Genomic DNA, 26,980 nt, shown 5'->3' on the forward strand with positions numbered 1-26,980 from the left:
ATCAAACGAAAACGCCACGCAACTGAACGTTGCGTGGCGTTTTTTATCGCTTGCGCGGCGCGCGCCGTCAGACGTCCTTGCGCTGATACGTGACGAATGCGTAATCGAAGTCGTTGGGCGCATTCGAGTGATGCGCTTCGCGCGCGATTTCCTCCCACACCTGCGGGTCGATTGCGGGGAAGGTCGCGTCGCCGTCGAAGTCGGCGGCGATTTCGGTGACGATCAGCTTGTCCGCATGGCGCAGCCCTTCGTCGTAGAGCTCTGCGCCGCCGATCAGAAACGCCTGCGGCGCCTGGTCCTGCGCGGCGAGCACGAGCGCTTCGTCGAGATTGGTCGCGGTGTCGCAGCCCTGAAAGCGTCGCGAGGCATCGCGCGTGACGACTATGTTGCGGCGTCCCGGCAGTGGCCGGCCGATCGATTCATGCGTTTTGCGGCCCATGATGATGGGCGCGCCCATCGTCGTGCGCTTGAAGAATTTGAGGTCTTCGGGCAGTCGCCAGGGTAACTGGTTGTCTCGGCCGATCACGCCGTTGCTGGCGCGAGCGACGATCAGGGTGAGCGTCGTCATCGAATGGAAAGAGGAGGGTAACCGGGCGATTCTACCCGAGCCGTCGATCCACACCGACGCGTACCCGCCGCTCACTCCCGCGCCGGCCCGTCTGCGGGGAGTGCTCCCTTGTCGTCGGCGCTGCCCGGTTCGCGCAAGCCGTGCACGCCCATCAGCCGATACAGCGTCACGCGGGAAACGTTCAGATCCACCGCCGCCTCGTTCAACCGGTGCCGATGGCGCAGCAGCGCGGCCTCGATCGCGCGCTTCTCGGCAGCCTCGCGCGCCTGCGTGAGCGTCATGCTTTCCTGCTCGGTGTAGCCCGCGAGGTCGAGGTCGTCGGCCGAGATCAGCTTGTTCTCGGCCATCACGATCGCGCGGCGCACGCGGTTGATCAGCTCGCGCACGTTGCCGGGCCAGTTGTAGTTGTAGAGCGCCTCGATCGCCGACGGCGTGAAGCCGCGAATCTTGCGCGCGTTGTCGGTCTTGAACTTGTGCAGCATGTGGTACGCGAGAATCTCGATGTCCCGCCCCCGCGCGCGCAGCGGCGGCTCATCGACGCGCAGCACGCACAGGCGATGAAACAGATCCGCACGGAACTGGCCCTCGCGCATCGCGCCGTCGAGATCGACGTGGGTCGCCGAGATGATGCGCACGTCGACCGGAATCGATTCGCGTCCGCCGAGCCGCTCGATCTTGCCTTCCTGCAGAAAGCGCAGCAGGCTCGCCTGGCTTTCGAGCGGCAGATCGCCGATCTCGTCGAGAAACAGCGTGCCGCCGTCTGCCGCCTCGACGCGGCCGATCTTGCGCTGATTCGCGCCGGTAAAGGCACCGCGCTCGTAGCCGAACAGTTCGGATTGAAGAAGATGAGGCGGGATCGCGCCGCAGTTGATCGGCGTGAAAGGCGCCTTGCGGCGCGGCGAGCGCTCGTGGATCGCGAGCGCGGTCAGCTCCTTGCCAGTGCCCGATTCGCCCGCGATGAACACGCTCGCGTCGGTGTTCGCGACCTTGCGGATCGTGCGAAAAAGCTGTTGCATCGCCTCGCAGGTGCCGACCATTTCCTCGTCGCCCGCTTCGCTGACGGGCGGCGGAAGTTCCGGGTCGCACAGCGCGACCATGCCGAACGCGTGGCCGGCCAGATAGTCGATCGTGGCGTGCGCGACGGGCAGCTTCACGAAGTCGAAGCAGTAGTGGCGCACGAGGCGTCGCACGAGCGGATCGTCGAGCCGCTCGTTGGTCGCCAGCGCGATCCAGCCGATCTGCTGCTGACGCAGGCTCGCCTCGAGCCCGCCGATGTCGCGCGGCGCGAAGCTCGCCAGATCGACGACTCCCGCGCATGCGATGTCAGGTTTCGCGAGCCGCCCGAGTTCGTGCGCCGAGCGCGCCGCCGCGACCTGCCAGCCGCGGCTTTTCAGATGCGCGATCAGCGTTTCGTCGGGCGTGCGCGCGACGTACAGCAGCTGTCGCGCGACGGCGGCGCGCTGCTTCGGCACCGCGAGCGACAGATGCGATCCCGCTGCCGCGACGGAAGCCACACTGGTCAGATGAGGTGAGTCACGCACGTTCGACCTCGTATCGTTGGCACGTCAGAAGGTGTACGGAAAGCGCATGCCGACCACGAAGTTCGGCGCGTCGGGTGTGAGTCCGATCGATACCGAGCCGTTGATGGTCAGATGCTTGTTCACGACGTGGTTCAGGCCAAAATTCATCGCCGCGGCCGTGGTTTCGCTGCCCGGCACCTTCTGATAGCTGCCGCCCGGCGACCTGGTCTGCGACGCGGGTTCGAGCGCCATCGTGAACGACACGCTGGCCGAATCCTTGTCGGAGAACGCGAGCGCGACGCCTCCGCCGAACTGCACGATGTCGCCGAGCTTGACCGTCGCCGGTTCGGTTTGTCCCTGCACCGACGAGATGTCCGCGAACGAACGCGCAAGGTTGTAGGTATAGGAAACGCTGCCGAACAGCACGACCGGGTCGTAGGTCTTCAGCACCGACAGACCCGCCGTGATGTTCCAGAAGCCGGTGCCGGTCGGCAGTCTGGTCGGCGCGACGAGGTTGGTGTTGTCCGCGTCGACCTGCACGACTTTTTCGCCGAACGGCGAGCTGCCGGTCGGCGCCTTCACGCGCAGACTGCCGACCACGTCCGGCAAGGCATTGGTTTCCCTGACGAACTGGTAGTAGATGCCGAAGTTCACGTCGCCGATGTCGTGACTCGACACCGTCGCGTCCGACAGCGTGCTCGCCGCGCCGCCCGCGCCGCCGACGATGAAGGTGCTGCGCCGATACAGGTACGGCACGTCGACGTCGACATTGATGCGGTCGGACACGCCGTAGCGCGTGTCGAGGTCCGCCATTACCTGGTGCGACTTGGTCTGGCCGAGGTTGATGTTGCCGAGGAAAATCGCGTCGAGCGCGAGGAAGCCCGACAACTGCAACTGGCGACGGTCGTAGTAGGTGTCGCTGATGCCGAAGTCCATCGTCAGCTTGTGGTCGAAGAGCGGCGCATGCTCGCGTTGCACGACCGCCTGCTCGGCCTGCGTGCGCACCGGTTCGTTCGCGCGCTGGGTCCGGCCGACCGCGCCGCTGCCGTCGGTGGCGGCGGGCAGGCCGCCGGCGCTGGCGTTGCCTGCATTGCTGCCGTCCGGCGTCGGCGGATTGACCGGCACGCCGGTCGCGGTGCCGGTGGTGCCCGCCGGCGCGGGCGCGCCGGGCGCGATCTGCGCGAGCGGCGGCAGCGGCACCGGCAGGCCGTCGGCGCCGGGCTGCTCGGCCACCGTGTCGCTGCCCGCGGGGGCGTCGGCGCCCGGCACGCCGCGTCCGCGCTGCGCCATCTCGAGTTCGGTGACCTGCCGTTCGAGCGAATGGATCTGCCGCTGCTGCTCGTCGACGACGCGCATCAGCGTGTTCAGACGGTCCTCCACGGATTGACCGGCGAGCGCCTGCGCGCTCGCCGACTGAGAAAGAGCCCACAGCATCACGGCGGCCGGAATGGCCGCGAGAGCCATGCCCGGTGCCCTGGTCGATGACACTTTTTTCATTTTTGCTCCCCCGGTGGTCCGGCCGCGCGGTGCTGACTGCGCGGCCGTTTCTTTACTGCTTTTGCTGCAACTGGCAGGTGGCGGACCGCTTCGTCATCTCCTGTTTTGCAGTGCCTGCAGTACGCCTAACTGACGAAGCATCGAAGCCGACATCTGCTGGGTTTGCAGATGCAGTTGCAGGGCGTTGGCGACTTGCTGGTTATTGCCTGCAATCTGCAGCAACTGGGCGATCTGCCCGTTGCTCGGCGCGATGGTCTGGGTGGCGAGCCCAGCGGGTGTCTGCAGCGCCACGTTCACGCCGTTGCTGCCGAACGAAATGCCGGCTTTCACGGAGCCGGTCGAATTGCTGGCCGATGCCGACGGCGAGTTGGCGGAGCCCGTCAGCGTCACGGCGCTGTTGTTGAAGTCGATTAGCGCGGTGTTGGTGCCGCTGTTGCGATCGCCCGCGACCTGGGTGATCTGCGACACGCCATTGACGCCGACGCTCTGGCCGCCGCGCGCCTGGGCATTCGGGTTGGCGCCCGAATCGCCTGGTTGGCCGTGCGCGCCGCCGCTCACGCTGGCGAACGTGCTGACGGAGCTCGTGAGCTGGCCGCCGCCGTTCTGTACCGCGCTCAGCGATCCCTGGGCGAGCGCGCTCGCGCCGTTGGGCAACTGCCATTGCGAAATGACGTTCAGCACGAAGCCGGAAATCATCGTCGCGCCGGCGTATTTGCCGGTCTGGGTCGCGAGCACGTCGTCGCCGACGAGTTGCACCCGCAGGGGCGCGGCGCCTGGCTCGGGCGGTATCGAAAGTTCGGGAGCCGGTGGCGAGGCGGCGCCCTCCGAAGCGTGGGCAAGGCCGCCTGCGCCGCAGGCGACGGCGCAGAGCACGAACCCAAGCTGTGTGAAGTGTGACTTCATGGCGGGATCAGAACATGTCTGCCTTGTTCAAGCCGTACTCGAAAAAGGGCGTCGCGGCGGTGCCGGCTGCCAGCGCAGCGGCGCGCAGCTTCAGCGCGAGCGACTCGTTGTCCTGCAACAGTGGTGAATCCTCCCTGAAGGGTTTGCCGAGGACCGCGAACACGAGACCGTTCCAGGTCTTCGCGAAGTCCTCTTCGAGCACGATGCGATTGCCGAGCGCCGGGTCCGCGATGAACACGCGGCCGTCCTGCGCATGTTTGACGATCACGAAATGCTCGTAGCCGTCGATGTTCATCAGGACCATCACGGGGATCTGAAGATGGTGGAGCGCTTCGACGTTGACGCGAAAGCCGCGGCCGCGCAGTCCGATGGTCTCGACGAAGTGCTTCATGTCGAGCATCGAGAAGCCGTTCTTGACGACGACTTCGGGGGTTGAAAAGACCATCATCCGGCGAATCAGTTCGGTTTCCGGAATATCGATGCCGTAGCCGTACTTTAGGAGGGTGGCGAGCGCCGCGGCGCCGCAGCTGTAATCGAATTGCTGATTGACGATGTGGTTGTAGCGCAGGTCCTTCATTGAACGGACCGTCTTCGTCAACGGCACGCCGACGAACGTGGACGTGTCGATGCTCGACTGTGCGGCGGCGTGATCCGCGCACAGCACGCACCCTGCCAGCGCTACGGCGAACGGTAGCGCCGGGAACCCCTTGAACCCGGTCATGCTGGTCTCCTGCCCGATCCGAGCCGGCAGCTTCGATGGCTGCCGGCGCGCCCCTCCGACTGCTTTGTGCTTCTTCTGCTTGCCCGCGCTCGCTGCGTCGTCGGCTTACTTGCCGCTGTTCAGCGCCGCGATGGCGAGGCCGTTGTGCTGCACGTTGCCCGCGCCGCCGGCGATGTTCACGCCGATGTTTCCGGAGGCGCCTTTCAGCGTATCGGCACCCAGACTCGCGGTGCCCTGGAATTGCCCGTGGACGGTCATCGTCGCGGATTGCGAGTTGTCGTCCGTCGCATCCATCGCGGTGGTCAGCGCCTTGCCCGGCGAGGTCGTCGTCACGGCGCCGGCAAGCGCGTTGTCCTGCGCGTTGCCGATACCGGAAGCAATGTTCACACCGACGTTGCCCGTCACACCCGACAGCGACCCGTTGCCGACCGACGCGTTCAGATTGAAGTTGTGGATCGTCGCGCTGCCGCCCGAGGACTGCACGTTGAAGGCCTGCGCGTTGCCGAACACGTTGCCGACGTCGACCGAGGCGAGCGACACGTCGTTGCTCTGCGCGTTGTCGATGCCTTCCGCGATGTTGATGCCGAGGTTGCCCGACACGTTGCTGGCTGCGTTGGTGCCGGTGGTTGCATTCAGCGTGGCGGCCGCTTCGTTGTTGATGTGCTGCGTGATCGAGCCGCGCGTCGTCACGTCGGTCGTCGACATGCCTGCGTCGATGCCCCAGGCGGCGCCATACGAGTCGCTCGACGACGAGCGGCTGCGCGAGTAGCCCGACGATTGCTCGCCGACCATCGCATAGCCGGAGCCTTCGCTCGCCCTGAAGCCCCATGAACGGCTTTGCCCGGACGCTTCGCTCGCTTCGAAGCCGCCGGCGACGCCCGACGAGTTCGCGTAGCTCGATTCGCGATAACCGGCCTGCAGGCCGCTGCGGGCGCTGAACGAGCCGCTGCCGTGCGAGAACGTGTTGTGGTCCTGATAGCTGTAGCTGCCGCCGATCGAGCCGCCGGCCGACAGCTGGCCGCCCGAGTTCTGACTTGTGTGCGAGAAGGTGCCCGCGATGCCGGCTGCCTGCTGGCTGGTTTCATAGCCGCTGCTCGTCACGCTCGCGCTCTGGCTGCCGTACGCATAGCCGCCGGAGGCTTCGAAGCCCTGCGAGCCCGAGCTCGACGACGTATGGTTTTGCGTCGTGAACGCGAATGCCGAGCCGCCGCCCCTGACCGACGTTGTGCTGTTGTTCAGGGTCGTGGTCACGTTGCCGCTGGTGTAGGTCTGGGCCTGCGGATCGAGCGTCGCATTCACGTTGACGGTCTGATTGTTGTTGATCACCGCGTTAGCCGTGCTGGAGACATGCACGCAGCCAAACAGTCCGACCAGACCTTCGACGCCGACCATCTCGCCGACGACCGTCGTATTGAACAGGTAGGCCTTCTGCGGCGCGGCAAGCACGCTGCCGGACGCGGCAACGAGGACGGCCGTGGCAATGAGAGTGCGCTTCATGATTCGCTCCGATACTTAAGTGTGGTCAGTTAAAAAAAGTGCCCGCCGGGGGACGGAGCACAAAACTGTTTGCCGTGGCATTACCGGCGCCGGCTGCCTGGTTGACCTGCACGATTCCGTTCGCGTTGCGCAAGGCGTCGCTGGAAATGCTTGCCTCGCGCACGCCGTGAATCGCGTTCGACTGCCCCGGACTGCCGTTTTTCGGGGCCGTCGCGGATAGCTCCCCATCCGAGACGGTCTCGACTCCGAGCGCCGCAGTCCCGATCTGGGTGCTGTTGCGCTGCAGATTCCCTGCTCCGGCCGACTGGTTCACCAGCACCGCGCCGGATGTGTTCGAAAACGCATTGGCTTCGATCGACGCCTGCGCGCGCGGCACGTTCGCGGCCACCGACGCGCTTTGCACGCTCGCGTTCGCGTTGCCGACCGCGGCGCCGTTCGTTACCGTGATCTGGTTGGCCTGCGCGTTGTCGAGGCCAGCCGTTTCGTTGACCGCGAGCGCGCCCGTCGCGCCCATGCCCGCGCCGGGGCCGATCGTCGCGATGGCGCCGACGATGGGCACCGCTTGCGCCTGCGCGTGAGCCGCGCCGGCGACGAACGCAGCGACGCCCATGCACAGGCACGTGCAGACGCGCAGGGCCGGGCGTGCCGCAGCGATTTGCCGCGAGCGCAGCGAGGGGCGCAGGCGTGTGCTCATTTCAGACCTCCGAGCGCGCCGCCGAGCACGTTCGATAGCGGCGCGAGCGCGCCCGTCACCGACGAGCTGATCGTGCCGCCGACGCCCGTCGCCGGTCCGCCGATGCCGCCCGAGTTCAGCGGGATCGTGTTGCCGGTCGTCTTGCCGGAGAGGATCTGCGTGACGGCCTGCATGCCGGTGCCGCCGAGTACGCCGCCGGCGGCGACGCCGTTCGAGCCGTGCGCGTTCGTCAGATCGGTGTCGCCGACGAGCGTCGCGATCGTCGGATCGAACGAGTTGGCCGGGAACGTGGTGGCGCGCACGGCGACCGGGTCCTGGTCGCGCGGCACGGGGACGAACGCGTCGCGCGGCGTGACGCTGCGCTCGACGACGAGGTCGCCCGGATTGGCAACCTGCTCGGCATAGGCATGGCTCGTGAAGCAGACGGTGACGAGGACGCTGGCGAGAAGGGCGGTGCCGGCCGAAGCGGCGCGCGGCAAGACGGGAGCGTTGCTGAACGACGCCGCCGGCAGCCCGAGGGCGTGCGGCGTCTGTTGGTTCGTACTCATGTCCCGGTCCCTTCTCTCTTGTTGCCTGTGTCCCGCCGTCGTGGGGCGCGTCACTGCTCGCGCGGCCACCGGTCCTGCATTGCCTGGTTATTTGCCGTCTGTTCGTGGCTTCGTCCTGCTTACTTGCGCTGGTATGTCGCGACGTTGCCCTGGGCGGCGCGCGCGGCATCGACGGGCACCGGCAGCGGCGAGGGTGGCGCGATCTCGTCCCACAACGTCACCTGGTTGCCGCCGCTTTGCATCAACCGGGGCGTCGCGGCGACCATCAACATGCCGACCGCGCCGCCGCGTTGCCGCGACAGCATCTGGTCGTCGAGCGAAATATCGTTCATGGATGCAGCATCGGCAGCCGGGGTCGACGGGTTGGCGGCAATCTGGCTGTCGTCCTCCGCGGCAACCGGCGCGGTGGCTTGCAGGCTGGCGGAGGCGGGGTCGGCGGCATCGCCGGAATCCGTCAGCGTGGCGAATCGCGCCGGGGCGGCTTGCGCTGTCGGCGTGCCGGCACTCGCCGGTAGGGCGCTGAACGCGAGAGCTGCGCAGATCGCGAAGTATGGTGCGCGGCGACTTATCAGATCGATGCGGAATGCGAGTCGCATGATGTGTCTCCCTGGTGCACGCCAATTAGCGAAACGTGTGCCATCGCTCGCAATCCATTGATACGTCTGGCGCCAACCAGCGCAAACACGACTAATGCGTTCCAAATCGGGAAAAAACGTTGCAGCCCTGAAACGGATCAGCAGAAAATACCTATAATTCGTTAATCCGCAAGGTACGAAATACTGTCGCGAGAACGCCACGAAAAGCGCTTCCACTAATGTTTGATTTGTCGGCTGAATAAATCGCGATCGGCCGCAAAGCCTTGATGGGCAACGGATCGATCGATTAAATTCGCATAATTGTTTTCGAAGCGGCGCGCGTATAGTAAGCTCTCGAAAACAGCTTCAGATTTAAAAAAGGCCCAATCGGGCCGTCTCGAACACACACGCCGCTCTCTTGGGGATCAGCTGTCCGCACGGAATGGAATGGCCGTTCGGGTTTTGCGATTCGCGAATCCTGGACGAGTCAGCGTGTCTGAACCGCAATTTCAGGTGCATGCGTCGTCCTTAACGTTCGTTGGCGAGAGGATCTGAATAATGGAACCCGCAACGCGGCAACTGATTTACGTTTCGCGTGACCCGAGCGCGGAACTGAATACGCGTTTTATGCAGCGTGGCTGGCATGTCGAAGTCGTGGGATCGGCGCGCGATGCGCGCCGGGCAGTGCGCACCGGCTCGGCTGCTGGCGGCCTGCTCGATCTGTCCAGTGATTTCCAGCCGCACGAAATCGCCGCTTTTGAATCCTGTTTGACCATGCCGAACGTCGGCTGGGTCGCTGCCACTACGCCTGGCCAACTCCAGGACGCCGCGTTGCGCCGGCTCGTGCGCGACTACTGTTTCGATTACGTGACGGTGCCGTCTTCTGGCGACCGTATTGTCGACTCGGTCGGTCATGCGTACGGCATGATCTCGCTGAGCGAAACGGCGTCGCACGACGGCTCGCAAGGCGCCGAGGGCGAGATGGTCGGCTCGTGCGACGCGATGCTCGCGCTGTTCCGCTCGATCCGCAAGGTCGCGATGACCGACGCGCCGGTGTTCATCTCCGGCGAATCGGGTACCGGCAAGGAGCTGACGGCAGTCGCCATTCATGAACGCTCGGCGCGGCGCAACGCGCCGTTCGTGCCGATCAATTGCGGTGCGATCCCGCCGCATCTTCTGCAATCGGAGCTGTTCGGCTATGAGCGCGGTGCGTTCACCGGCGCGAACCAGCGCAAGATCGGCCGGGTCGAGGCGGCCAACGGCGGCACGCTGTTTCTCGACGAAATCGGTGATCTGCCGCTCGAAAGCCAGGCGAGCCTGTTGCGCTTCCTGCAGGAGCGCAAGGTCGAGCGGCTCGGCGGCCATAGCGCGATCGACGTCGACGTGCGCATCATTTCGGCCACGCACGTGGACATGACCGCGGCGATGATCGAAGGGCGCTTCCGTTCCGACCTCTATCACCGCCTCTGCGTGCTGCAGATCGACGAGCCGCCGCTGCGCGCGCGCGGCAAGGACATCGAACTGCTCGCGCGGCACATGCTCGAACGTTTCAAGAAGGATGCGAGCCGCCGCCTGCGTGGCTTCGCGCCCGACGCGATCGCCGCGCTGCATAACTACGGCTGGCCCGGCAACGTGCGCGAACTGATCAATCGGGTGCGGCGCGCGATCGTGATGTCGGAGGGACGCGCGATCACCGCGCGCGACCTCGAACTTGCCGAATACGTCGAGATCGTGCCGGTGTCGCTCGCGCAGGCGCGCGAAGCGGCCGAGCGTCAGGCGATCGAGCTTGCGTTGCTGCGGCATCGCGGGCGGCTCGGAGACGCGGCGCAGGAACTTGGCATCTCGCGAGTAACGCTGTACCGGCTGCTGTGCTCGCACGGCATGCGTCATATGGAAGGTGAGCCGATGGCGCCGCCGCACGGCGATTTGCCGGCGTCGGTGCAGCATCTGTAGGCGGCGGGGCGAGCGGCGAGACGGGCGACGTGGCATGTGAAGGTCTGGCGCGTCGCCGTGGGTCTCGGGCTGTGCCGGTTCGGACGGATTGACTGTGCCTTCCGGGCGCAGCGACGCCAGCCGGCCAAGCGTCGCGTCGAAGCACTTTTGCATGCACGTATTTGCCGCCCGTATATCGCGTACCGCGGTGTTTTCCTTTCCGTCTGATATATCCCTCGATATTCCCCATGCGGCGCGCCATGCCCCGGCGGCGTGCGGTCGCGCTTGTTAGAATCGGGTTTTGCTCAATTCCGTGTGCGCGCCTGATCGGGTTCGCGCCGCGCCGAAGGAAACTGCATGAAACAATACCTGGACCTCGTCCGTACGATTCTCGACACCGGCACGTGGCAGGAAAACCGCACCGGCATCCGCACCATCAGCATGCCCGGCGCGATGCTGCGCTTCGATCTGCAACAAGGCTTTCCAGCGGTCACGACGAAGAAGCTCGCGTTCAAGTCGGCGATCGGCGAGCTGGTCGGGTTTCTGCGTGCTTCGCGCAGCGCCGCGGATTTCCGCGAGCTCGGCTGCAAGGTGTGGGACGGGAACGCGAATCAGAACGCGCAGTGGCTCGCCAATCCGTATCGCGAGGGCCCGGATGATCTCGGTGATGTCTACGGCGTGCAATGGCGCAAGTGGCCGGCCTACAAGGTGCTCGACGCCAGCGCAAGTGCGCAACTCGCTGACGCGCAGGCGCGCGGTTTTCGCGTGATCACGCAGTTCGACGAAGAAGGCCGCTCGAAGGTGCTGCTTTACAAGGCGATCGACCAGCTGCGCCAGTGTCTCGACACGATCATGCAGAACCCCGCCGATCGACGCATTCTGTTCCATGCCTGGAACCCAGCCGTGCTCGACCAGATCGCTCTACCGGCTTGCCATCTGCTGTACCAGTTTCTGCCGAACGTTACGCGCCGCGAAATTTCGCTGTGCCTGTATATCCGCAGCAACGACGTCGGGCTTGGCACGCCCTTCAATCTGACCGAGGGCGCGGCGCTGCTGCATCTGGTCGGACGGCTGACGGGCTATACGCCGCGCTGGTTCAGCTATTTCATCGGCGATGCGCACATCTACGAGAATCAGCTCGATATGCTGCACCAGCAGCTCGAGCGCGAGCCGTACGAGAGTCCGCGGCTCGCGATTTCCGATCGCGTGCCCGACTACGCGAAGACCGGCGTGTACGAGCCGGAATGGCTCGAGACGATCGAGCCTGCGGATTTCTCTCTGGTCGGCTATCGGCATCACGAGCCGTTGACGGCGCCGATGGCGATCTGATGTCGGTGGGAGCGGGGCGGTAGCGCTCGCCCTTGTCGTCGTCGAATAACAGAAGCCCCGCGATGGTTTGCATCGCGGGGCTTTATTGTTGCCGGGACGGCAGGCGTCCTGCTTAGCTCTTGTGATGCTCGTCGCGATTGCCGCCGCCCTGGTGCTGCTCGGCATGTTGCGGTTGCGGCTGGGGTTGCGGACGTGGCTGCTGCACCTGCTGGGGCCGCGGTTCGGGGCGTGGCTGCTGCATCTGCGGACGCGGCTCGGGCCGGGCTTGCGGCATCGGCTGCGGACGCGGTTCGACACGCCGCTGTTGCGCCTGCTGCATTTGTGGTTCGGGACGCGGTTGCTGCGGCGGGAGGGCGTGCGGCGCCTGTTGCGTCACAGGCGGATGCGAGTTTGGCACACGCGCCTGTTGCTGCGCAGCCGGGTTGTCCGGCGGATGGGGCACACCGGACTGTTGCGCGAAGCTCGGCTGTTGCGCGCCGCCCGGTTGCGCCATGCGCGGTGCCTGCTGCGCCATCGGGGTATGCGGCTGCGTCCATGCCGGCTGAGACCTGCCGACCGCGCCCCATTCCTGCGGCGCGCCGCGCTGCCGTGCGTACGCCGCCGTGTTGGCTGAATTCCCGCCGGCTGCTTGCGGCGGCCGCGGCACACCATTCGACGGATGGCCCATATTGCCCGCGAGCCCGCTCTCGGCAGGCTGCGGCGGACGCGGCTTGCCGACCATCTGCGGCGGCATGCCCTGACGCGCTTGCGGCGCTTCGCCATGCGGCCCCACGACGCTGGCTTCGCCGGGCCGCTGGCCAGCCTGCTCGACGCCATGCGGGCCGTTACCGCCCATTGCGCCAGGCGCGCCGGGCGCACCCGCGGCCATCCCCGGCGGACGTCCCGGCACATGCGATTGCACGACCCGCACGTTCGCCATCGGCAGCGCGTTCGGTGCGCCGGTCATATGCGCCGGCACCGCGGTGCGCACGACCGGCTGGCCGCCGCCGGGCACCCGACCGCCGCTTTGCGCGAAGCGCTGCGCGAGCTCGTCGTGATAAGCGGCCGGCACGACGGGATTGCGAGTCGCGACGACCGGCCGGCCGACGACGCTCGCCGGTGGCCGGTAGTTCGCGCGCCGCAGATCCGACCCGAAGCTTTCGCGCACCGGCGCGATCCCCGGTGCGCCCGGGTTGATCCGCGCGTTGCGCCACTGCGCCGGATCGACCTTCTGCGAAAAGCGTCGGACTGGCTGACCGTGCACGAACGCTGTCGCCGGCACGGCTGTCACACCGCCCGGCACGCGATAGTTCACGTATGTGTTGTGGATGTTCACGTTGTGGATGTTCACGTTGCGGCGGTAGTCATTGACGATCGTCGTGCGGTTCACGCGGTCGTAGTACCCAGCGCTCCAGCGGTCGTGACCGCCCCAATGCGGATGCCACCGCTCGCCCGGCCCGAGCGGAAACCACGCGACGCCCGCCGCGATGACGCCGCCGACCGCCAGGTTCACACCCCAGTCGACGCCGCCGTCGTCGTCGCCGACGAATGCGACCAGCGCCGGCGCATAGACCGGCGTCGCGTCCGCTTCGAGCGGACCTGGCACCCAGGCCCACGTGCCGTCGAGCTCGGCCCAGCGGCCGTAGTGGTACGGCGCGAAGCCCCAAGGTTGGTCGTCGACCCAGGTCCAGCCCCACGGCGCCTGCCAGACCCAGTAGCCGTCGTGATACGGCGCCCAGCCGGCCGGCGTCGCATTCGGCACCCACACTTCGCCGTACTGCGGCGTCTCGCGCCATGTGCCGTTGGCATCGAGGTCCTCGTAGCCGGGGATGTCGCGCGATACGTAGCGCGCCGACAGCGAGCGGTCTTCGGTGGCGTCGCGGCTGGCGGCCCACTGGTCGAACTCGTCGGCAGCGGGGGCGCGGTTGTCGGCGAGCTGCTGCAGGCTGGTGCCGGCAAAGCGGATCTGCAGACCCGCCGCGACCGGCACCTGGCCGCCGTCGCCGTACGCGATCGCGCTGCCGCTGCGCACGGTGACGGTCGTGCTGCTGCCGTCCGGCGCGACGTCGACGCGGTAGTCGCCGGGACCATTTACGCCGAGCGCAAGGTTCGGCGTGTCGATTTCATACGACGAGCCCGGCGCGAGCTCGCGCACGCGCGTCGATAGCGTGCCTTGCGCGACTTTCAGTTGCGCGGTCGTGTCGTCGAGATTGAGCACGTCGAGGCTCGTGTTCTGGCCGAGGCGCACCGCGGTCGAGCCGATGTGCAGCTCGGAGCGTGCGTTCTGGTCGTTCCATAGCTGGTCGCCGGTCGTCAGCGGCCGGTTGATCTGCGCGTACGACCAGTCGGTCGCGCCGGCGGGCTCGGTGGTCACGGCGCCGGCCGTGTAGTTCAGCCGCGCGACGCGCCCCGGCGGATCGCCCCCCGACGGAGCGCCGCCCGACGGATCGCCGCCCGGCCCGACGGCCGCCGCGGCTTGTGGCGTGGGTGTCGCTTGCTGCGCCAGGGCGCTCTGCGCCGCGAGCGCGACGGCGGCCGCGATCAGCGTATAGCCGCTCATCCGGCGTCGGATCCCGGCATGCTGCACGGGCTGCTTGGCGTGTGTCATGACTGATCTCCGACGGACGCGGCAATGGGCCGGGTCCGTTCAGTCACTGTACTTGCCGCCTATGTTTCAAGAGTCGCTCATTTGTAAGGTGGACTCACTGGCGTGTAACAAAAGGTCTCGCGGCGTCGGGCCGCCGGCAGGTGAACGGTCTATCCGGCCAGAAACGCATCGAACTGTTGATGGCCGGCCGGCGTGACGCGCAGCACGCGCGGCCGCTCGGCCCGCTCGACCCAGCCATGCGCCGACCACGCATCGAGCAACGCCGCGCCGAGCGCGCCGCCCAGATGCGGTCGGCGCATGCTCCAGTCGAGGCAGGTGCAAGCGAAGCGCCGCCGTCGGGTCTTCTGCGCGGCCATATCGATGCCCCAGTCGGCGAAGCGGGCGACGCCCTGCGCGGTCGCTTCGAGCGAAGCGCCGTCTTGCGTCAGCAGTCCGCGCTCGAGCATGCGCTCGAACATGCGCACCGACAGCTCGCCTGCCATGTGGTCGTAACAGGTGCGCGCGTAGCGCATTTCTAGCGGCACGGTGCGTGCCGGACGCGGCACGGAGCGCTGTGGCGCGCTGACCTGCGCGACGTTGGCGAGTGCTTCGATCGATGCGGCGATGTCCGCCGACGCGATACGGAAATAGCGATGCCGGCCGCGCACTTCGAGCGCGAGCAGCCCGCCGTCGGTGAGCCGTCCGAGATGGGCGCTCGCCGCCGATGGCGACAGCCCCGCGATCATCGTCAGTTCGCCGGCTGGGCGGGCGCTGCCGTCCATTAGCGCCCACAGCATCGCGGCGCGGCCGGGATCGGCGAGTAGCGCGCCGATGCGGCTCAGGCCGGGGAAGTGGTTCTGGTCGTCTAAGAGGGGGGCGGTCATGGCGCGGTCTCCTGAATGGGCGGCACAGGGCAGCGCGGTCCAATCGCAAAGCCCGCCGCCACGATTCCTACTCTACGCGCATCGGGTATTCGATGTTTCAGCTTCGCGTGAACAATCGATGCGACGGACGTGTCCGGCTCGGTCCGCGTTTGCGCGTCGTCGCGAGCCGCCAGGCTAGAATCGAAGCCTGTCCTTGCAGGAAATCGATGTGATGAAAACTCTTCTCGCCGTCGCCGCGGCGGTTCTGCTGTCCAGCGCCTGCGCGGGGGGCGGAGCCGGCTCGGGGTCGGCCGGCAGCGGCAGCATCAACATGTACGGCACCGTCGACACAGGGATCAGCGTCCACAACTAGGCCCACCCTCGGCCCATCGGCGCGCTTCGCGCCGCGTCCCCAATCGACGCCGCGCCGCGCGCAATATTGCGCTCGTATAATCGCCTCCTTTCAATGCATCCGATTGACCGGAGTCAAGATGAGCACTGTTCCCACCGCACCGCTGGACCGTTCGGAAACCACCTTCCGCTTTCTCGCCGAGCCGACCTCGGTCAACTTCGGCGGCAAGGTGCATGGCGGCGCGCTGATGAAGTGGATCGACGAAACCGCCTACGCATGCGCGGCGGTATGGTCTGGGCGCTATTGCGTGACGGTTAGCGTCGGCAATATCCGTTTCCGTCGGCCGATCCTCGTCGGCAATCTGGTCGAGCTGCGCGCGCGCGTCGTCGCGACGGGCCGCACCAGCATGCACATCCACGTGTCGGTGCACGCGGGCGATCCGAAGGGCGGCGAACTGCTGCAGACCACCGACTGTCTCGTCGTCATGGTCGCCGTCAACGAGAACGGCCATCCGGTGCCGGTGCCCGCCTTCCTGCCAGAGACCGACGAACAGAAACGCCTCGCCAGGTACGCGATGGACGTGAAGGAAGCGCTCGACGCGATCGTCGAGCTGAAGCCGGAAGAAGTCGCGCAGGGAAAGATCTAGGCGCGCAGCATCATGCGGTGCGTCCGACCATATCCTTCGGTCGCACCCACTCGTCGAACTGCTGCTCGGTGAGATAGCCGAGCGCCAGCGCCGACGCCTTCAGCGTCGTGCCTTCCTTGTGCGCCTTCTTCGCGATCTGCGCGGCCTTGTCGTAGCCGATGTGCGGATTGAGCGCCGTCACCAGCATCAGCGATTCGTTGAGCAAGGTATCGATGCGCTCGTGATTCGGCTCGATGCCGGCCGCGCAGTTGTCGTTGAAGCTGTGCGCGCCGTCGGCGAGCAGGCGCACCGACTGCAGCACGTTGTGCGCGATCATCGGACGGAACACGTTGAGTTCGAAGTTGCCGCTCGCGCCGCCGATGTTCACGGCGACGTCGTTGCCGAACACCTGCGCGCACAGCATCGTCAACGCTTCGGACTGGGTCGGATTGACCTTGCCCGGCATGATCGAGCTGCCCGGCTCGTTTTCGGGGATCGACAGCTCGCCGAGACCGCAGCGTGGGCCGCTCGCGAGCCAGCGGATGTCGTTGGCGATCTTGTTCAGGCTCGCGGCCACCGTTTTGAGCGCGCCGTGCGCGAATACCAGCGCGTCGGCGGCTGCCATCACCTCGAACTTGTTCGGCGCCGACACGAACGGCAGACCGGTCAGCTTGCCGATCGCGGCGGCGACGCCGTGGGCGAACTTCGGGTGCGCGTTCAGTCCCGTGCCGACCGCGGTGCCACCCTGCGCAAGCTCGTACAGATGCGGCAACGCCGACTCGACGTGCCGGATGCCGTGCTCGAGCTGCGCGACATAGCCCGAGAATTCCTGGCCGAGCGTGAGCGGCGTCGCGTCCTGCAGGTGCGTGCGGCCGATCTTGACGACGTCGGTGAACGCTTTCGCCTTGCCGTCGAGCGTGTCGCGCAACGTCTTCAGCGCGGGCAGCAGATGCTTGACGATGGCATCCGCGGCAGCCACGTGCATCGCGGTCGGAAACACGTCGTTCGACGACTGCCCGCGATTCACGTCATCGTTCGGATGCACCTTGCGCGCTTCGCCGCGCTCGCCGCCGAGTAGCTCGCTTGCGCGGTTGGCAATCACCTCGTTCAGGTTCATGTTGGTCTGGGTGCCCGAGCCGGTCTGCCAGACCGCCAGCGGAAATTCGTCCGGATGTTTGCCGTCGATGATCTCGTCGGCCGCCTGCATGATCGCGCGGGCCTTCTGCTCGTCGAGCACACCGAGGCCGAGGTTGACCTCGGCGGCCGCGCGCTTGATCACCGCGAGCGCGGTGATCAGCTCGGGCGACTGCTTTTCCGTCGAAATCTTGAAGTTCTGCAGCGAGCGCTGCGTCTGCGCGCCCCACAGGCGGGCGTTCGGCACCGCGATTTCGCCGAACGTGTCGCGCTCCATCCGTACGTCTTCAGTCATGGTTGACTCCGCTTCTCAAAGTTCCGAGTTGACAGGCAATAACGAGAATAGACCCGTTAGCGCATTCCGGTAAAAACCGGCCTGCGGATCGAAAATGTAGGTGCGTGTCTGGCCGTTCTCGACGTCGGTCCAGACGAGCGGCGACAGGGGCGCGCCGATCGAGCGCAGATAGGCGAGCTGGGCCGCGTCGGCGAGCGTCACGTGGTAGCTGTGATCGGGCTGGATGGCGCGCTCGATGATGCCGGCGACCTGATTCGCGAGTTCGGGGCTGTGGATCACGAGTGCTAGCTCGGTGTTCAGATTGGCCGAGCGCGGGTCGAGGTTCATCGAGCCGATGACGAGAATCTGGTGGTCGATCACATAAGTCTTCGCATGCAAACTCGCGCGCGAACGCGAGCCGACCAGCCCCACGTTCGGCGTGTCCTGGAATGACCTGAATTCGTACAGTTCGACGCCTGCCTTTAGCAGCGGCACCCGGAACGGGCTGTAGCCGGCCTGCACGGCGACCGCGTCGGTAGCCGCGAGCGAGTTGGTCAGCACTGCGATGCGGATGCCGCGGCGCGTGAGCTCGCCGGCCGCCTGCACGCCCGACGCGTGCGGCACGAAGTAGGGCGACACGATCAGGAAGTCGTGCTGCGCGTCGCGCATCAGTTCGCGCAGCCGCGCGAGCGGCGGGCTCACGTAGTCCGGCGACGGATGCGCGATCTTCTCCGGCAGGTCCGCCCAGAATTCCGCACTTGCCCACGTGAGGCCGAGCTGCTCGCTCGTAATCTGCGCGGCGAGCGGCGTCGCGTTCAGCGGTTTCGCGTTGTACGGATCGGCATTGGTGCGCCAGTGGTGGCGCAGGTCGTCGCGCGTCTGGTCGAGTTCTTTCTGGTCGAATTTCTGCTTGTTCAGCGCACGCAGCGGATAGGCGAGGTCGCTGTTCCAGTAGTCGTCGAAACTCGCTGAGACGTCGGCGACGATCGGGCCCGCCGCGAGCACGTCCATGTCGCGGAACTGCAGCGTTTCGCTGGCGCTGAAGTACTCGTCGCCAAGATTGCGCCCGCCGACGATCGCGAGCTGGTTGTCCGCGATCATCGCCTTGTTGTGCATGCGGCGCGTGAAGTGGCCGATCTGCGTGAAGACGTTCGTGGTGCGCTCGAACATGCCTTGCTGGGCGCTGCCGAACGGATTGAAGACGCGAATCTCGATGTTGTCGTGCGAGTTCAGCCCCGCCATGATGCGGTCGATGTCCTTGAAGTTCAGATCGTCGACCAGCATGCGCACGCGCACGCCGTGATCGGCCGCATACAGCGCGGCGCCGAGCAGCAGCTTGCCGGTGGTGTCCTCGTTGGCAATGTAGTACTGCATGTCGAGGGTTTTGGTCGCCGCGCGCGCGAGCGCGATGCGCATCTGCAGCGCGTCGGTGCCGTTCGCCAGCACGCGAAAGCCCGACTGCTCCGGATGCTTCGCCTCGAACGGCGCGAGCGCTTCGCGCAGCGGCGTATCCGCGGTGGCGGGGAGTGCGTGCGTGAGCTGGCGGTTGAACGCGGTGGCGGGCGGCTTCGTCGCGCAGGCGGTCACCAATGCCGCCGCGCAACAGAGCAGGAAAAATTGCCTCGTCGTGCTGACTATCGAGTGGCGGCGCGCGGCCCGCCGATGTTGTTCGAATTGGCCCTGCACGCTGTTTTCCCCTTGTTTTGCAAGCTTTTCGCGTGGCGACAGCGAAGGCCTGCGCACGCTGTCGAGAAAACCATTCTAAGGGAATTGGGGCGCGTGTTCGTCGTTCGTCTGCAAACGCAGCAGCGTGCCGCGCGTCGGTCGGGAGGGCGCCGCGATTCGGTGATCCATCACCCGATGCGAACCGCGGCGCGCCCACGCTCTATCAGACGCGCCCGGCGTGCAGCGCGCGCTCGCCGTCGGGACGGGTCGAGCCTTTCGCCGGGCGACCCGCCCACACTCCCGCGAGCAGCGAGCCCGACAGGTTGTGCCAGACCGAGAACAGCGCACCCGGCAGCGCGGCGAGGGGCGTGAAGTAGAGCTTGCCGAGCGTCGCGGCGAGACCGGAGTTCTGCATGCCCACTTCGATCGCGAGCGTACGGCAGACGGCCTCGTCGAAACCGAGCAGACGGCCGCCCCAGTAGCCGCCGAGCAGGCCGATGCCGTTGTGCAGGATGACGCCGACCATCACGACGAGGCCCACCGACGCGATGCTCTTCTGCGTGCCGCCCACCACCGCGCCGATGATCAGCACGATCGCGACCATCGACACGAGCGGCAGGATCGGTTCGATCTTGCGCACGAGCTTGCCGAACAGATGATTGACGACGAGACCGACGACGATCGGCAGCGCGACTATCTGCAGGATGCTCATCAGCATGCCGTGCACGTCGACGACGATCGACGCGTCGACGTAAAGGCGCGTGAGCAGCGGGGTCGCGAACACGCCGACGAGCGTCGACAGCGCGCTGATCGTCACCGACAGCGCGACGTCGCCGCGCGCGAGATAAATCATCACGTTCGACGCGGTGCCGCTGGCGACGCTGCCGACCAGCACCATGCCGGCGGTCAGCTCGGGCGGCATGCGCAGCGCCCTGGCGATGACCCACGCGGCGAGCGGCATCACGAGGTAGTGCAGCACGATGCCGGCGATCACCGGCGCGGGCCGCGAAAACACGCGCAGGAAATCGCCGGCCGACAGCGTGACGCCCATCGCCAGCATGATGATCGTGAGGAGCGTGGTGACGTGCGGCGCAACGCCGGAAAACGAGGCCGGCGAGAAGTACGCGGCGACCGAGACGAGCACGGCCCAGAGCGGGAACAGGCGGGTGACGCGGGCAAGCATGGCGGGTGGTCCTTGGTTATGTTGTATCGCGGGAAATTGGGGCTGCGGCGCGGCCGGGTGTCGGCTGGCGGCTGGCGGCTGGCGTTGCGGCGTTTGCCGCGCCAAAGCGGGTGAAGCGGCTGCGGCAAGCGCCGTGGCGAAAGCGCGGCAAAAACGGCCGGCCAATTGAAGCCGCACGCGAAGCGGGCAATGGTGAGCGCGCGAGCGGCGCCAGTCCGGCGCCTGCCTTCGTGAGGCGCGCCGTCGTGCGGTTCGTGGCGCGTGAGCGCGGGTTAGCGCTCGCGTGCCGCGGCGGCCATTTTACCTTTTACAGGGAGTGCTTCAGGAGTGGAGCGTACGGCTACTTCGCTCAAACCGAGCGCGCGGGCGGCGTGGCCGATGCCGCCGTCGGCGCCTGCCGTCGGCTCAGCCTGTGAAAACGCAGCGTCATCAGCAGCGCGACGCTCGCGAGACCTGCGGCGAGCCCCCACCACAAGCCGCGCGCGCCGAGGCCGGCGTGAAACGCGAGCAGATAGCCGGTCGGAAAACCGATCACCCAGTAGCCGAACGCGGCGGCGATCATCGGCACGCGCGTGTCCTTCAGGCCGCGCAGACAACCGGAGCTCACCGCCTGCATCCCGTCGACGATCTGGAAAATCGCCGCCACGCCGAGCAGCGAACTGGCGAGCGCGATGGTCGGCGCGTTGGCCGGGTCGTCCAGATGCAGATACAGACCGACGATCCAGTGCGGCGCGGTGATCAGCACGAGGCCCGACATCGACATGAAGCCGACGCCGAGTGCGAGCGCGACGAAGCCCGCGTGGCGCGCGGCGAGCGGCTGACCGGCGCCGGCCCAGTAGCCGACCCGCACGTTGGCCGCCTGGCCGATCGACAGCGGCACCATGAACGCGACCGACGCGACGTTCAGCGCGATCTGATGCGCGGCCAGTTGCGATTCGCCGAGCAGGCCGACCATCAGGCCAGTGGCGAGGAACAGCGTCGACTCGACGCCGTAGGTGATCGCGACCGGCCAGCCGATGCCGAACAATTCGCCCATCAACGGCAGCTTCGGCCGCGTCGCGACGACGAAATGGCGGAAGCGCGGCCGCAGATGCAGCAGGGCCATCAGCACGAGCGCGGTCAGCCACACGGTGATCGTGGTCGCGGCCGCCGAGCCGAGAAAACCCAGCCGCGGCAGCCCGTACGCGCCGTGGATGAGCCCGTAGTTCAGGAAGCCGTTCACGCCGACGCTCGCGATCGACACCCACAACAGGCGCCGTGCCGCGCCGATCGCCGGCAGAAACGAGCGCATCAGGCCGACGCCGATCAGGCTCGCGGGTGCGCCCCAGCGCAACACCGCCGCGTATCGGCCGACGTTGTGCGCGAGCAGGCCCGGCTCGCCGACCGCGAGCAGGATCCTCGACGCGAACGACAGCAGGATGAACGCCGGCACCGACAGCAGCACCGACAGCACGAAACCGGTCCAGTAAATATGCGGCACCCGGCCGTCGTCCCGCGCGCCGCGCGCGTGCGCGACGCTGACGCTGACCGAGGTCAGCACGCCCTGCAGCAGCGTGACGACGACGAAAAAGAGGTTCGCGCCGAGGCCGCCGGCGGCGAGCGCATCGGGGCCGAGCGAGCCGAGCAGGATCGTGTCGGTGACGCTCATCGCCATTTGCGACAGTTGCGCGATCGCAAGCGGCGCGGCGAGCCGCGCGGTGTCGGCCGCGTGGCGGGATAGGGTCGGCGGCCGGCTGGCCGCGCGGGCGAAGCTGGGTTGAGTCATCGAATGCCTGACGGCGAAAAGTGGCAGCGGTGGCAACAGCGGTGGCGTCAGCGAAAGGCGGGCGCGAGCGGCGCCGCATTGCATCTCGCCGCGCGCTCCGACGGGCGTTGGAGCGGCCGGGCAGCCGGCGGGAAAAAACCGCGACGCGGCGCCGAGCCGGTCAGCCGACTCCTCGCCCGTGGCGCGGTCCGTCGTTTACCTGTCGAAACCGACAGCTTATTGCCTCCCCCGGCCGCTGTCGATGGACGACGCACAATTCTGGTGCGTGCCGTCCTGCGATTTTCCGGACTGGCGTCAGCCTTCGTGGACCGCGATCCGCGTATCGCCGAGCAGCACGACCTGGCCCGCGCGGATCTTGCAGGTCTTACGCGTCTCGACCCGGCCATCGACCATCACGGCGCCGTCGGCAACCATCATCTTCGCGGCGCCGCCACTATCCGCGAGGCCCGTGATCTTCAGCAGATTGTGGAGTTCGACGTATTCGCCGGTCAGCGTGAAATTGAGGTTGGGCATGGCGTTTGCACCTTTGGGCACGGGGTCGCGTTGGGGTTCGCATCATAAAGCAAGCGCACCCGGAGCGGCGGCGCGGCCATCCGGCGAGCCCTTCGCGCAAGCAAATGAAAGTAGATGTTATTCAGTTGTCGGAAAGTGAAACGTTCCGTAACGCTGGTCGCACCGGACGGATTTCACTCTTAGAGTGCAGTTTCAGCAGCAAAGCCCGCTGGCTTCCGGGATCGCTCCCCGGCCGCCCATCCAGCGACGCACAGACCGGACGAGGCGCGCGCGACGTCCCGTCATCACGACGCCAGAGAGTCCGCCCGTGTCACAACAACTCCAGAGAGGATAACCATGACCCAGATTCGTTCGCTCCTGTTCGGTACCGCCCTCACTGCTTTTGCCGCGACGGCGGCCGTTGCGCAGACCGCGCAGCCGGCAGCAGGCATCGGCGCTCAGCCGCAGATCCAGAGCCAGGGCGCCGCCGACATGGCGCCGCCGCCGGCCCGTTTGACGGCTTCGGGCTCCACCGACCCGCTCGTGCAGAAGCGCGACGCCGACGCGAAGGCCAACGCCGAGTATCGCGCGGCCAGGAAGTCCTCGAAAGCGGAATTGAAGGCGGAGCAGAAGGCCGCGAAGGACCAGTACAAGGAGCAGGTGCGCGGCGCGAAGCTGAACCAGAAGGCGGACAAACAGACCGCCAATAACGAAATGAAGATGAACATGGAAGGGCAGGCTGCCGCGCAGGGCGACGGCGCGGACGTCAAGCACTAAGCCCTGCTGGATGCCGCGGCGCGCGGGTCTGCGAGGCTCGCGCGCCGCGGGCGTCAGGCGAAGGCCGACAAGAAAGCCGCGCTCGCCCAGGCGAAAGCGGACAAGACCACAGCCGACGCGCAGGCCGACGCCGACAAGGCCAGCGCTGCTGCCAACCTGAAGGACGCGAAGAAACAGTAGTGCGCGGCGTAGACCGGCGGATCGGCGCCCGAAAAAAGGGGCGCTTGTCGCATGAGGTTGTATGGATATACAGTGTGCGTCGCATCCTGAAAATCCATCCAACCCGCGAAACCGATCAGTGTCCACCGTCGCCGAATCCGCACCGTCGTTCGATACCGCCGCCTGGCTAGCGAAGCTCAACGACGCCCAACGCGAAGCCGTCGAATACGGGACCGACACGCCGGACGCGCTGCCCGGCGCGCTGCTCGTGATCGCGGGCGCCGGCTCCGGCAAGACCAACACGCTCGCGCACCGCGTCGCCAATCTGGTGGTGAAGGGTGCCGATCCGCAGCGCATCCTGCTGTTGACCTTCTCGCGCCGCGCGGCGCTCGAAATGATCCGCCGCGTGACCCGCATCGCGGGCGCCGCGGCCACTACCGTCGGCCCACGCGCCGCGCTCGCGCAAGGGCTCACGTGGGCGGGTACCTTCCATAGTGTCGGCGCGCGGCTGTTGCGCGAATACGCGGATCTGATCGGCCTCGCGCCCGCGTTTACGATCAACGACCGCGAAGACTCCGCCGACCTGATGAACCTCGTGCGCCACGAGCTTGGACTGTCCGCGAAGGAGCGGCGCTTTCCGGCGAAGGGCACCTGCTTCGCGATCTACTCGCGTGTCGTCAACACCGGCGCATCGCTCGGCCAGGTATTGGACCGCGCGTTTCCGTGGTGTCGCGAGTGGGAGGACGATCTGCGCCGGCTGTTCGCCGCATACGTCGACGCCAAACAGAAGCAGAGCGTGCTCGACTACGACGATCTGCTGCTCTACTGGTCGCACATGGCCGCCGAGCCCAGCATCGCGGCCGATCTGTCGGCGCGTTTCGATCATGTTCTGGTCGACGAATACCAGGACACCAACCGCCTGCAGGCGTCGATCCTGCTCGCAATGAAGCCGGACGGCCGTGGCCTGACCGTGGTCGGCGACGACGCGCAGTCGATCTATTCGTTTCGCGGCGCGACGGTGCGCAATATCCTCGACTTTCCCACGCAGTTCGAGCCGCCCGCCAGGCAGGTCACGCTCGAGCGCAACTATCGCTCGACCGAGCCGATTCTCGCCGCGTCGAACGCGGTGATCGAACTCGCGAGCGAGCGCTACACCAAGAATCTGTGGACCGACAAGGCGTCAGCGCAGCGCCCGCGCCTCGTCACGGTCGCCGACGATGCCGCGCAAGCTCGCTACGTCGTCGAGCAGGTGCTCGAGGCGCGCGAGCAGGGCGTGAAGCTGAAGTCGCAGGCGGTATTGTTTCGCGCCGCGCATCACAGCGCCGCGCTCGAGATCGAGCTCACGCGCCGCAACATTCCATTCGTCAAGTTCGGCGGGCTCAAATTTCTCGACTCGGTGCATGTGAAGGACGTGCTCGCGGTGCTGCGCTGGGCCGAGAATCCGCGCGATCGCGTCGCCGGCTTTCGCGTCGTGCAGCTGCTGCCGGGCGTCGGCCCGGCCACCGCGGCGAAGGTGCTCGACGACATCGTCGCGCGCGCGGACGGCGGCGATCCGGTCGCGACCGCGGGCGGTGTGCTGGCCGCGTTTGCGGCGCCCGCGCGCACGCAGGAAGACTGGCATCCGTTCGTCAAGCTGATGTCGAGCGTGTACGGCCGGCAAACGCCGTGGCCCGCCGAGTTCGAGATGGTGCGGCGCTGGTACGAGCCGCATCTGGAGCGCAACCACGAGGACGCCGCGATCCGTCACGCGGACCTGCTGCAGATGGAAAGCATCGCGGGTACGTATCCGTCGCGTGAACGCTTCCTGACCGAATTGACGCTCGATCCGCCCGACGCGACCAGCGACGAATCCGGCGTGCCGCTGATCGACGAGGACTACCTGATCCTGTCGACGATCCATTCGGCGAAGGGTCAGGAGTGGCGCAACGTGTTCGTGCTGAACGGCGTCGACGGCTGCATTCCGTCCGATCTCGGCACCGGCAGCGACGAGGAAATCGACGAGGAGCGGCGCCTGCTCTACGTGGCGATGACGCGCGCGAAGGAAGACCTGCACATCGTCGTGCCGCAGCGCTTTTACGTGCACAACCAGACGCATCTGGGCGACCGCCATGTGTGGGCGTCGCGCACGCGCTTCATCGCCACGCCGATGCTGCCGCTGTTCGACGCCTATGCATGGCCGCGCATTGCGGTGGCGAGCGCGCCGAGCGCGGCGGGGTTCGCCGCGGCCGCGCAGGCGAAGATCGAGATCGCGGCGAAGCTCAGGAAGATGTGGGATTGAGCCGCTAGCACCGCGCGTTGGGATCGACGCGCGGGCAGGGGGCGCGTCGATCCGACGAAGGGACGCGCGCCGCGCGGGTCAGTGGAAGCTCAGCGCGACTGCCGCTGCTGTTGCTGCGCGACCGGAGGCGGCGGCACGAAGAAATTGCGCAGCCATGCCGCGAGCCGCGAGAACACGTCGTACGGCTCCTCGACGAAAATCTCCGGCTTCAAGAGCCGCAGATACTCCATGATCTGCTGCGCTTCCTGCTTCTGGAACGTGCCGTGCGAAATGCCTAGCCGCAACAGCCCACGCAGTTCGCCGAGCTTCTCGCGCGCGGTGCTGCCCACGCTCGTCTCGCACGCGACCTTCGCCTCGTAGACGCGCTGGCGCAGCGATTCGACGAGCCGCCATGCCGGCGTCTGCATCACTTCCTCGAGCGCCTGAATGTCCTGCACCGTGCTCTTGATCTGCGAGGCGAGGGGGTCGACCAGCGTCGCGTCGCCTTCCGCTTCCTTGACGATTGCGGCGGCCCAGTCGCGGCATTGCTTGGTGAGCTCCTCGGGCGTCCATTCCGAGCGCGCCGCGAAACCGAAGCCGAACTCGCCCGCCTGCCGCATCAGGATCGACACGACGTCCGGGAATTCCTTGTCGAGCGTGCGTTTGGCCCACGCGTACTGGCCGCCTTGCAGCATCCGCTGTACCGCGTGCTCGGTGAGCGGCACCATGTTGTCGAGTAGCTTGGCGCGTAAGAAATCCTCGAACGACGGCGTCGCGAACTGCGGATCGAGCTTCAGCGAGACCCGTAAAAAGGCCTCGAAGTCCTTGCGCAGCGACGCGACGGTCTCGTCCTTGAGCTTCAGGGTGATTTGACCCATGTGTTATCCCGTTTAATGCGGCCGCGCGCGGCGCGCCGTCGCAAGATCGCCCGGCCGCTCGCGGACCGAGGCGATGCGACGCCGGTTGCCGACGCGCTTGATTCCAGCCTGTTGCCGCGTAACCAGCGGGACGACTCCCGATGAGCGGACCTCGACTGCATATCGGCGGGGTGGCGGGAAACTTGAGGGCGGCCCGGCGACGCGCG

At 66.8% G+C, this 26,980-nt stretch carries 23 protein-coding genes; 6 read left to right on the plus strand and 17 right to left on the minus strand.

Annotation, left to right across the window (positions count from 1 at the left end):
* Nucleotides 1-67: 67 nt before the first annotated feature.
* From OKW38_RS23785 to OKW38_RS23825, 9 genes are all read right to left on the minus strand, one after another.
* Nucleotides 68-568 (minus strand): dihydrofolate reductase, encoded by a 501-nt coding sequence (locus OKW38_RS23785; protein ID WP_429363300.1) that lies wholly within the window; start codon nt 566-568, stop codon nt 68-70.
* 71 nt (nt 569-639) lie between these two features.
* Nucleotides 640-2,109: a sigma 54-interacting transcriptional regulator gene (locus OKW38_RS23790; protein WP_429363302.1), complete on the minus strand. Its 1,470-nt coding sequence runs from the start codon at nt 2,107-2,109 to the stop codon at nt 640-642.
* A gap of 24 nt (nt 2,110-2,133) precedes the next feature.
* Entirely contained in the window at nt 2,134-3,585 is a 1,452-nt protein-coding gene (locus tag OKW38_RS23795; RefSeq protein ID WP_429363304.1) for a hypothetical protein, read from the minus strand.
* A gap of 93 nt (nt 3,586-3,678) precedes the next feature.
* Complete coding sequence (locus OKW38_RS23800; RefSeq protein ID WP_429363306.1) at nt 3,679-4,488, minus strand: peptidase C39; 810 nt, start codon at nt 4,486-4,488, stop codon at nt 3,679-3,681.
* Between the two features lie 7 nt (nt 4,489-4,495).
* A complete protein-coding gene (locus OKW38_RS23805; protein ID WP_090801251.1) occupies nt 4,496-5,209 on the minus strand; it encodes a C39 family peptidase in 714 nt (237 codons plus the stop codon).
* 105 nt (nt 5,210-5,314) lie between these two features.
* The gene (locus OKW38_RS23810) at nt 5,315-6,706 is read right to left on the minus strand and encodes a hypothetical protein (protein ID WP_429363308.1); all 1,392 of its coding nucleotides are present in this window, start codon (nt 6,704-6,706) and stop codon (nt 5,315-5,317) included.
* A gap of 25 nt (nt 6,707-6,731) precedes the next feature.
* A complete protein-coding gene (locus OKW38_RS23815) occupies nt 6,732-7,400 on the minus strand; it encodes a hypothetical protein (protein WP_429363309.1) in 669 nt (222 codons plus the stop codon).
* A complete protein-coding gene (locus OKW38_RS23820) occupies nt 7,397-7,948 on the minus strand; it encodes a hypothetical protein (RefSeq protein WP_429363310.1) in 552 nt (183 codons plus the stop codon). Before OKW38_RS23820 ends, OKW38_RS23815 begins: the two co-directional genes overlap by 4 nt.
* A 119-nt stretch (nt 7,949-8,067) precedes the next feature.
* Nucleotides 8,068-8,544, minus strand: a complete 477-nt coding sequence (locus OKW38_RS23825; protein ID WP_429363311.1) for a hypothetical protein — start codon at nt 8,542-8,544, stop codon at nt 8,068-8,070.
* Between the two features lie 537 nt (nt 8,545-9,081).
* Here OKW38_RS23825 and OKW38_RS23830 point away from each other — a divergent pair.
* Complete coding sequence (locus OKW38_RS23830) at nt 9,082-10,476, plus strand: sigma-54 dependent transcriptional regulator (protein WP_090801240.1); 1,395 nt, start codon at nt 9,082-9,084, stop codon at nt 10,474-10,476.
* Nucleotides 10,477-10,812: 336 nt separating this feature from the next.
* Complete coding sequence (locus tag OKW38_RS23835) at nt 10,813-11,784, plus strand: thymidylate synthase (RefSeq protein ID WP_090801238.1); 972 nt, start codon at nt 10,813-10,815, stop codon at nt 11,782-11,784.
* 112 nt (nt 11,785-11,896) lie between these two features.
* On the opposite strand, the gene OKW38_RS23840 is transcribed toward OKW38_RS23835, so the two are convergent.
* Together OKW38_RS23840 and OKW38_RS23845 are read right to left on the minus strand one after the other, a co-directional pair.
* Nucleotides 11,897-14,371: a DUF6600 domain-containing protein gene (locus tag OKW38_RS23840; protein ID WP_429363312.1), complete on the minus strand. Its 2,475-nt coding sequence runs from the start codon at nt 14,369-14,371 to the stop codon at nt 11,897-11,899.
* A 149-nt stretch (nt 14,372-14,520) separates the two neighbouring features.
* Nucleotides 14,521-15,234: an ArsR/SmtB family transcription factor gene (locus OKW38_RS23845; protein ID WP_429363313.1), complete on the minus strand. Its 714-nt coding sequence runs from the start codon at nt 15,232-15,234 to the stop codon at nt 14,521-14,523.
* A 211-nt stretch (nt 15,235-15,445) separates the two neighbouring features.
* On the opposite strand from OKW38_RS23845, the gene OKW38_RS23850 reads away from it, so the two are divergent.
* The gene (locus tag OKW38_RS23850; protein WP_167368602.1) at nt 15,446-15,586 is read left to right on the plus strand and encodes a hypothetical protein; all 141 of its coding nucleotides are present in this window, start codon (nt 15,446-15,448) and stop codon (nt 15,584-15,586) included.
* Between the two features lie 118 nt (nt 15,587-15,704).
* Nucleotides 15,705-16,211: an acyl-CoA thioesterase gene (locus OKW38_RS23855; RefSeq protein WP_090801232.1), complete on the plus strand. Its 507-nt coding sequence runs from the start codon at nt 15,705-15,707 to the stop codon at nt 16,209-16,211.
* A 10-nt stretch (nt 16,212-16,221) separates the two neighbouring features.
* Here the strand turns inward: OKW38_RS23855 and fumC are convergent, their stop codons facing one another.
* The 5 genes from fumC to OKW38_RS23880 form a co-directional block, all read right to left on the minus strand.
* On the minus strand, nt 16,222-17,619 hold the full coding sequence (gene fumC / locus OKW38_RS23860; RefSeq protein ID WP_429363314.1) for a class II fumarate hydratase: 1,398 nt from the start codon (nt 17,617-17,619) through the stop codon (nt 16,222-16,224).
* Between the two features lie 15 nt (nt 17,620-17,634).
* Nucleotides 17,635-19,236 (minus strand): phospholipase D family protein, encoded by a 1,602-nt coding sequence (locus OKW38_RS23865; protein WP_429336588.1) that lies wholly within the window; start codon nt 19,234-19,236, stop codon nt 17,635-17,637.
* A gap of 250 nt (nt 19,237-19,486) precedes the next feature.
* Complete coding sequence (gene panS / locus OKW38_RS23870) at nt 19,487-20,446, minus strand: ketopantoate/pantoate/pantothenate transporter PanS (RefSeq protein ID WP_429363316.1); 960 nt, start codon at nt 20,444-20,446, stop codon at nt 19,487-19,489.
* 349 nt (nt 20,447-20,795) lie between these two features.
* Nucleotides 20,796-22,211, minus strand: a complete 1,416-nt coding sequence (locus tag OKW38_RS23875; RefSeq protein ID WP_429335093.1) for an MATE family efflux transporter — start codon at nt 22,209-22,211, stop codon at nt 20,796-20,798.
* 294 nt (nt 22,212-22,505) lie between these two features.
* Nucleotides 22,506-22,724: an RNA-binding S4 domain-containing protein gene (locus tag OKW38_RS23880; RefSeq protein ID WP_187612393.1), complete on the minus strand. Its 219-nt coding sequence runs from the start codon at nt 22,722-22,724 to the stop codon at nt 22,506-22,508.
* A 336-nt stretch (nt 22,725-23,060) separates the two neighbouring features.
* Between OKW38_RS23880 and OKW38_RS23885 the strand changes: the two genes are divergently transcribed.
* Entirely contained in the window at nt 23,061-23,480 is a 420-nt protein-coding gene (locus tag OKW38_RS23885; protein WP_429335092.1) for a hypothetical protein, read from the plus strand.
* A gap of 241 nt (nt 23,481-23,721) precedes the next feature.
* The gene (locus OKW38_RS23890) at nt 23,722-25,917 is read left to right on the plus strand and encodes an ATP-dependent helicase (RefSeq protein WP_429363318.1); all 2,196 of its coding nucleotides are present in this window, start codon (nt 23,722-23,724) and stop codon (nt 25,915-25,917) included.
* An 89-nt stretch (nt 25,918-26,006) separates the two neighbouring features.
* Here the strand turns inward: OKW38_RS23890 and OKW38_RS23895 are convergent, their stop codons facing one another.
* Nucleotides 26,007-26,774, minus strand: coding sequence for a DUF4088 family protein (locus tag OKW38_RS23895; RefSeq protein ID WP_090801217.1), 768 nt, complete (start codon nt 26,772-26,774; stop codon nt 26,007-26,009).
* Nucleotides 26,775-26,980: the final 206 nt, after the last annotated feature.

The organism is Paraburkholderia sp. MM5496-R1 (assembly GCF_050436205.1).
In the GTDB taxonomy this organism is placed as follows: Bacteria; Pseudomonadota; Gammaproteobacteria; order Burkholderiales; family Burkholderiaceae; genus Paraburkholderia; species Paraburkholderia tuberum.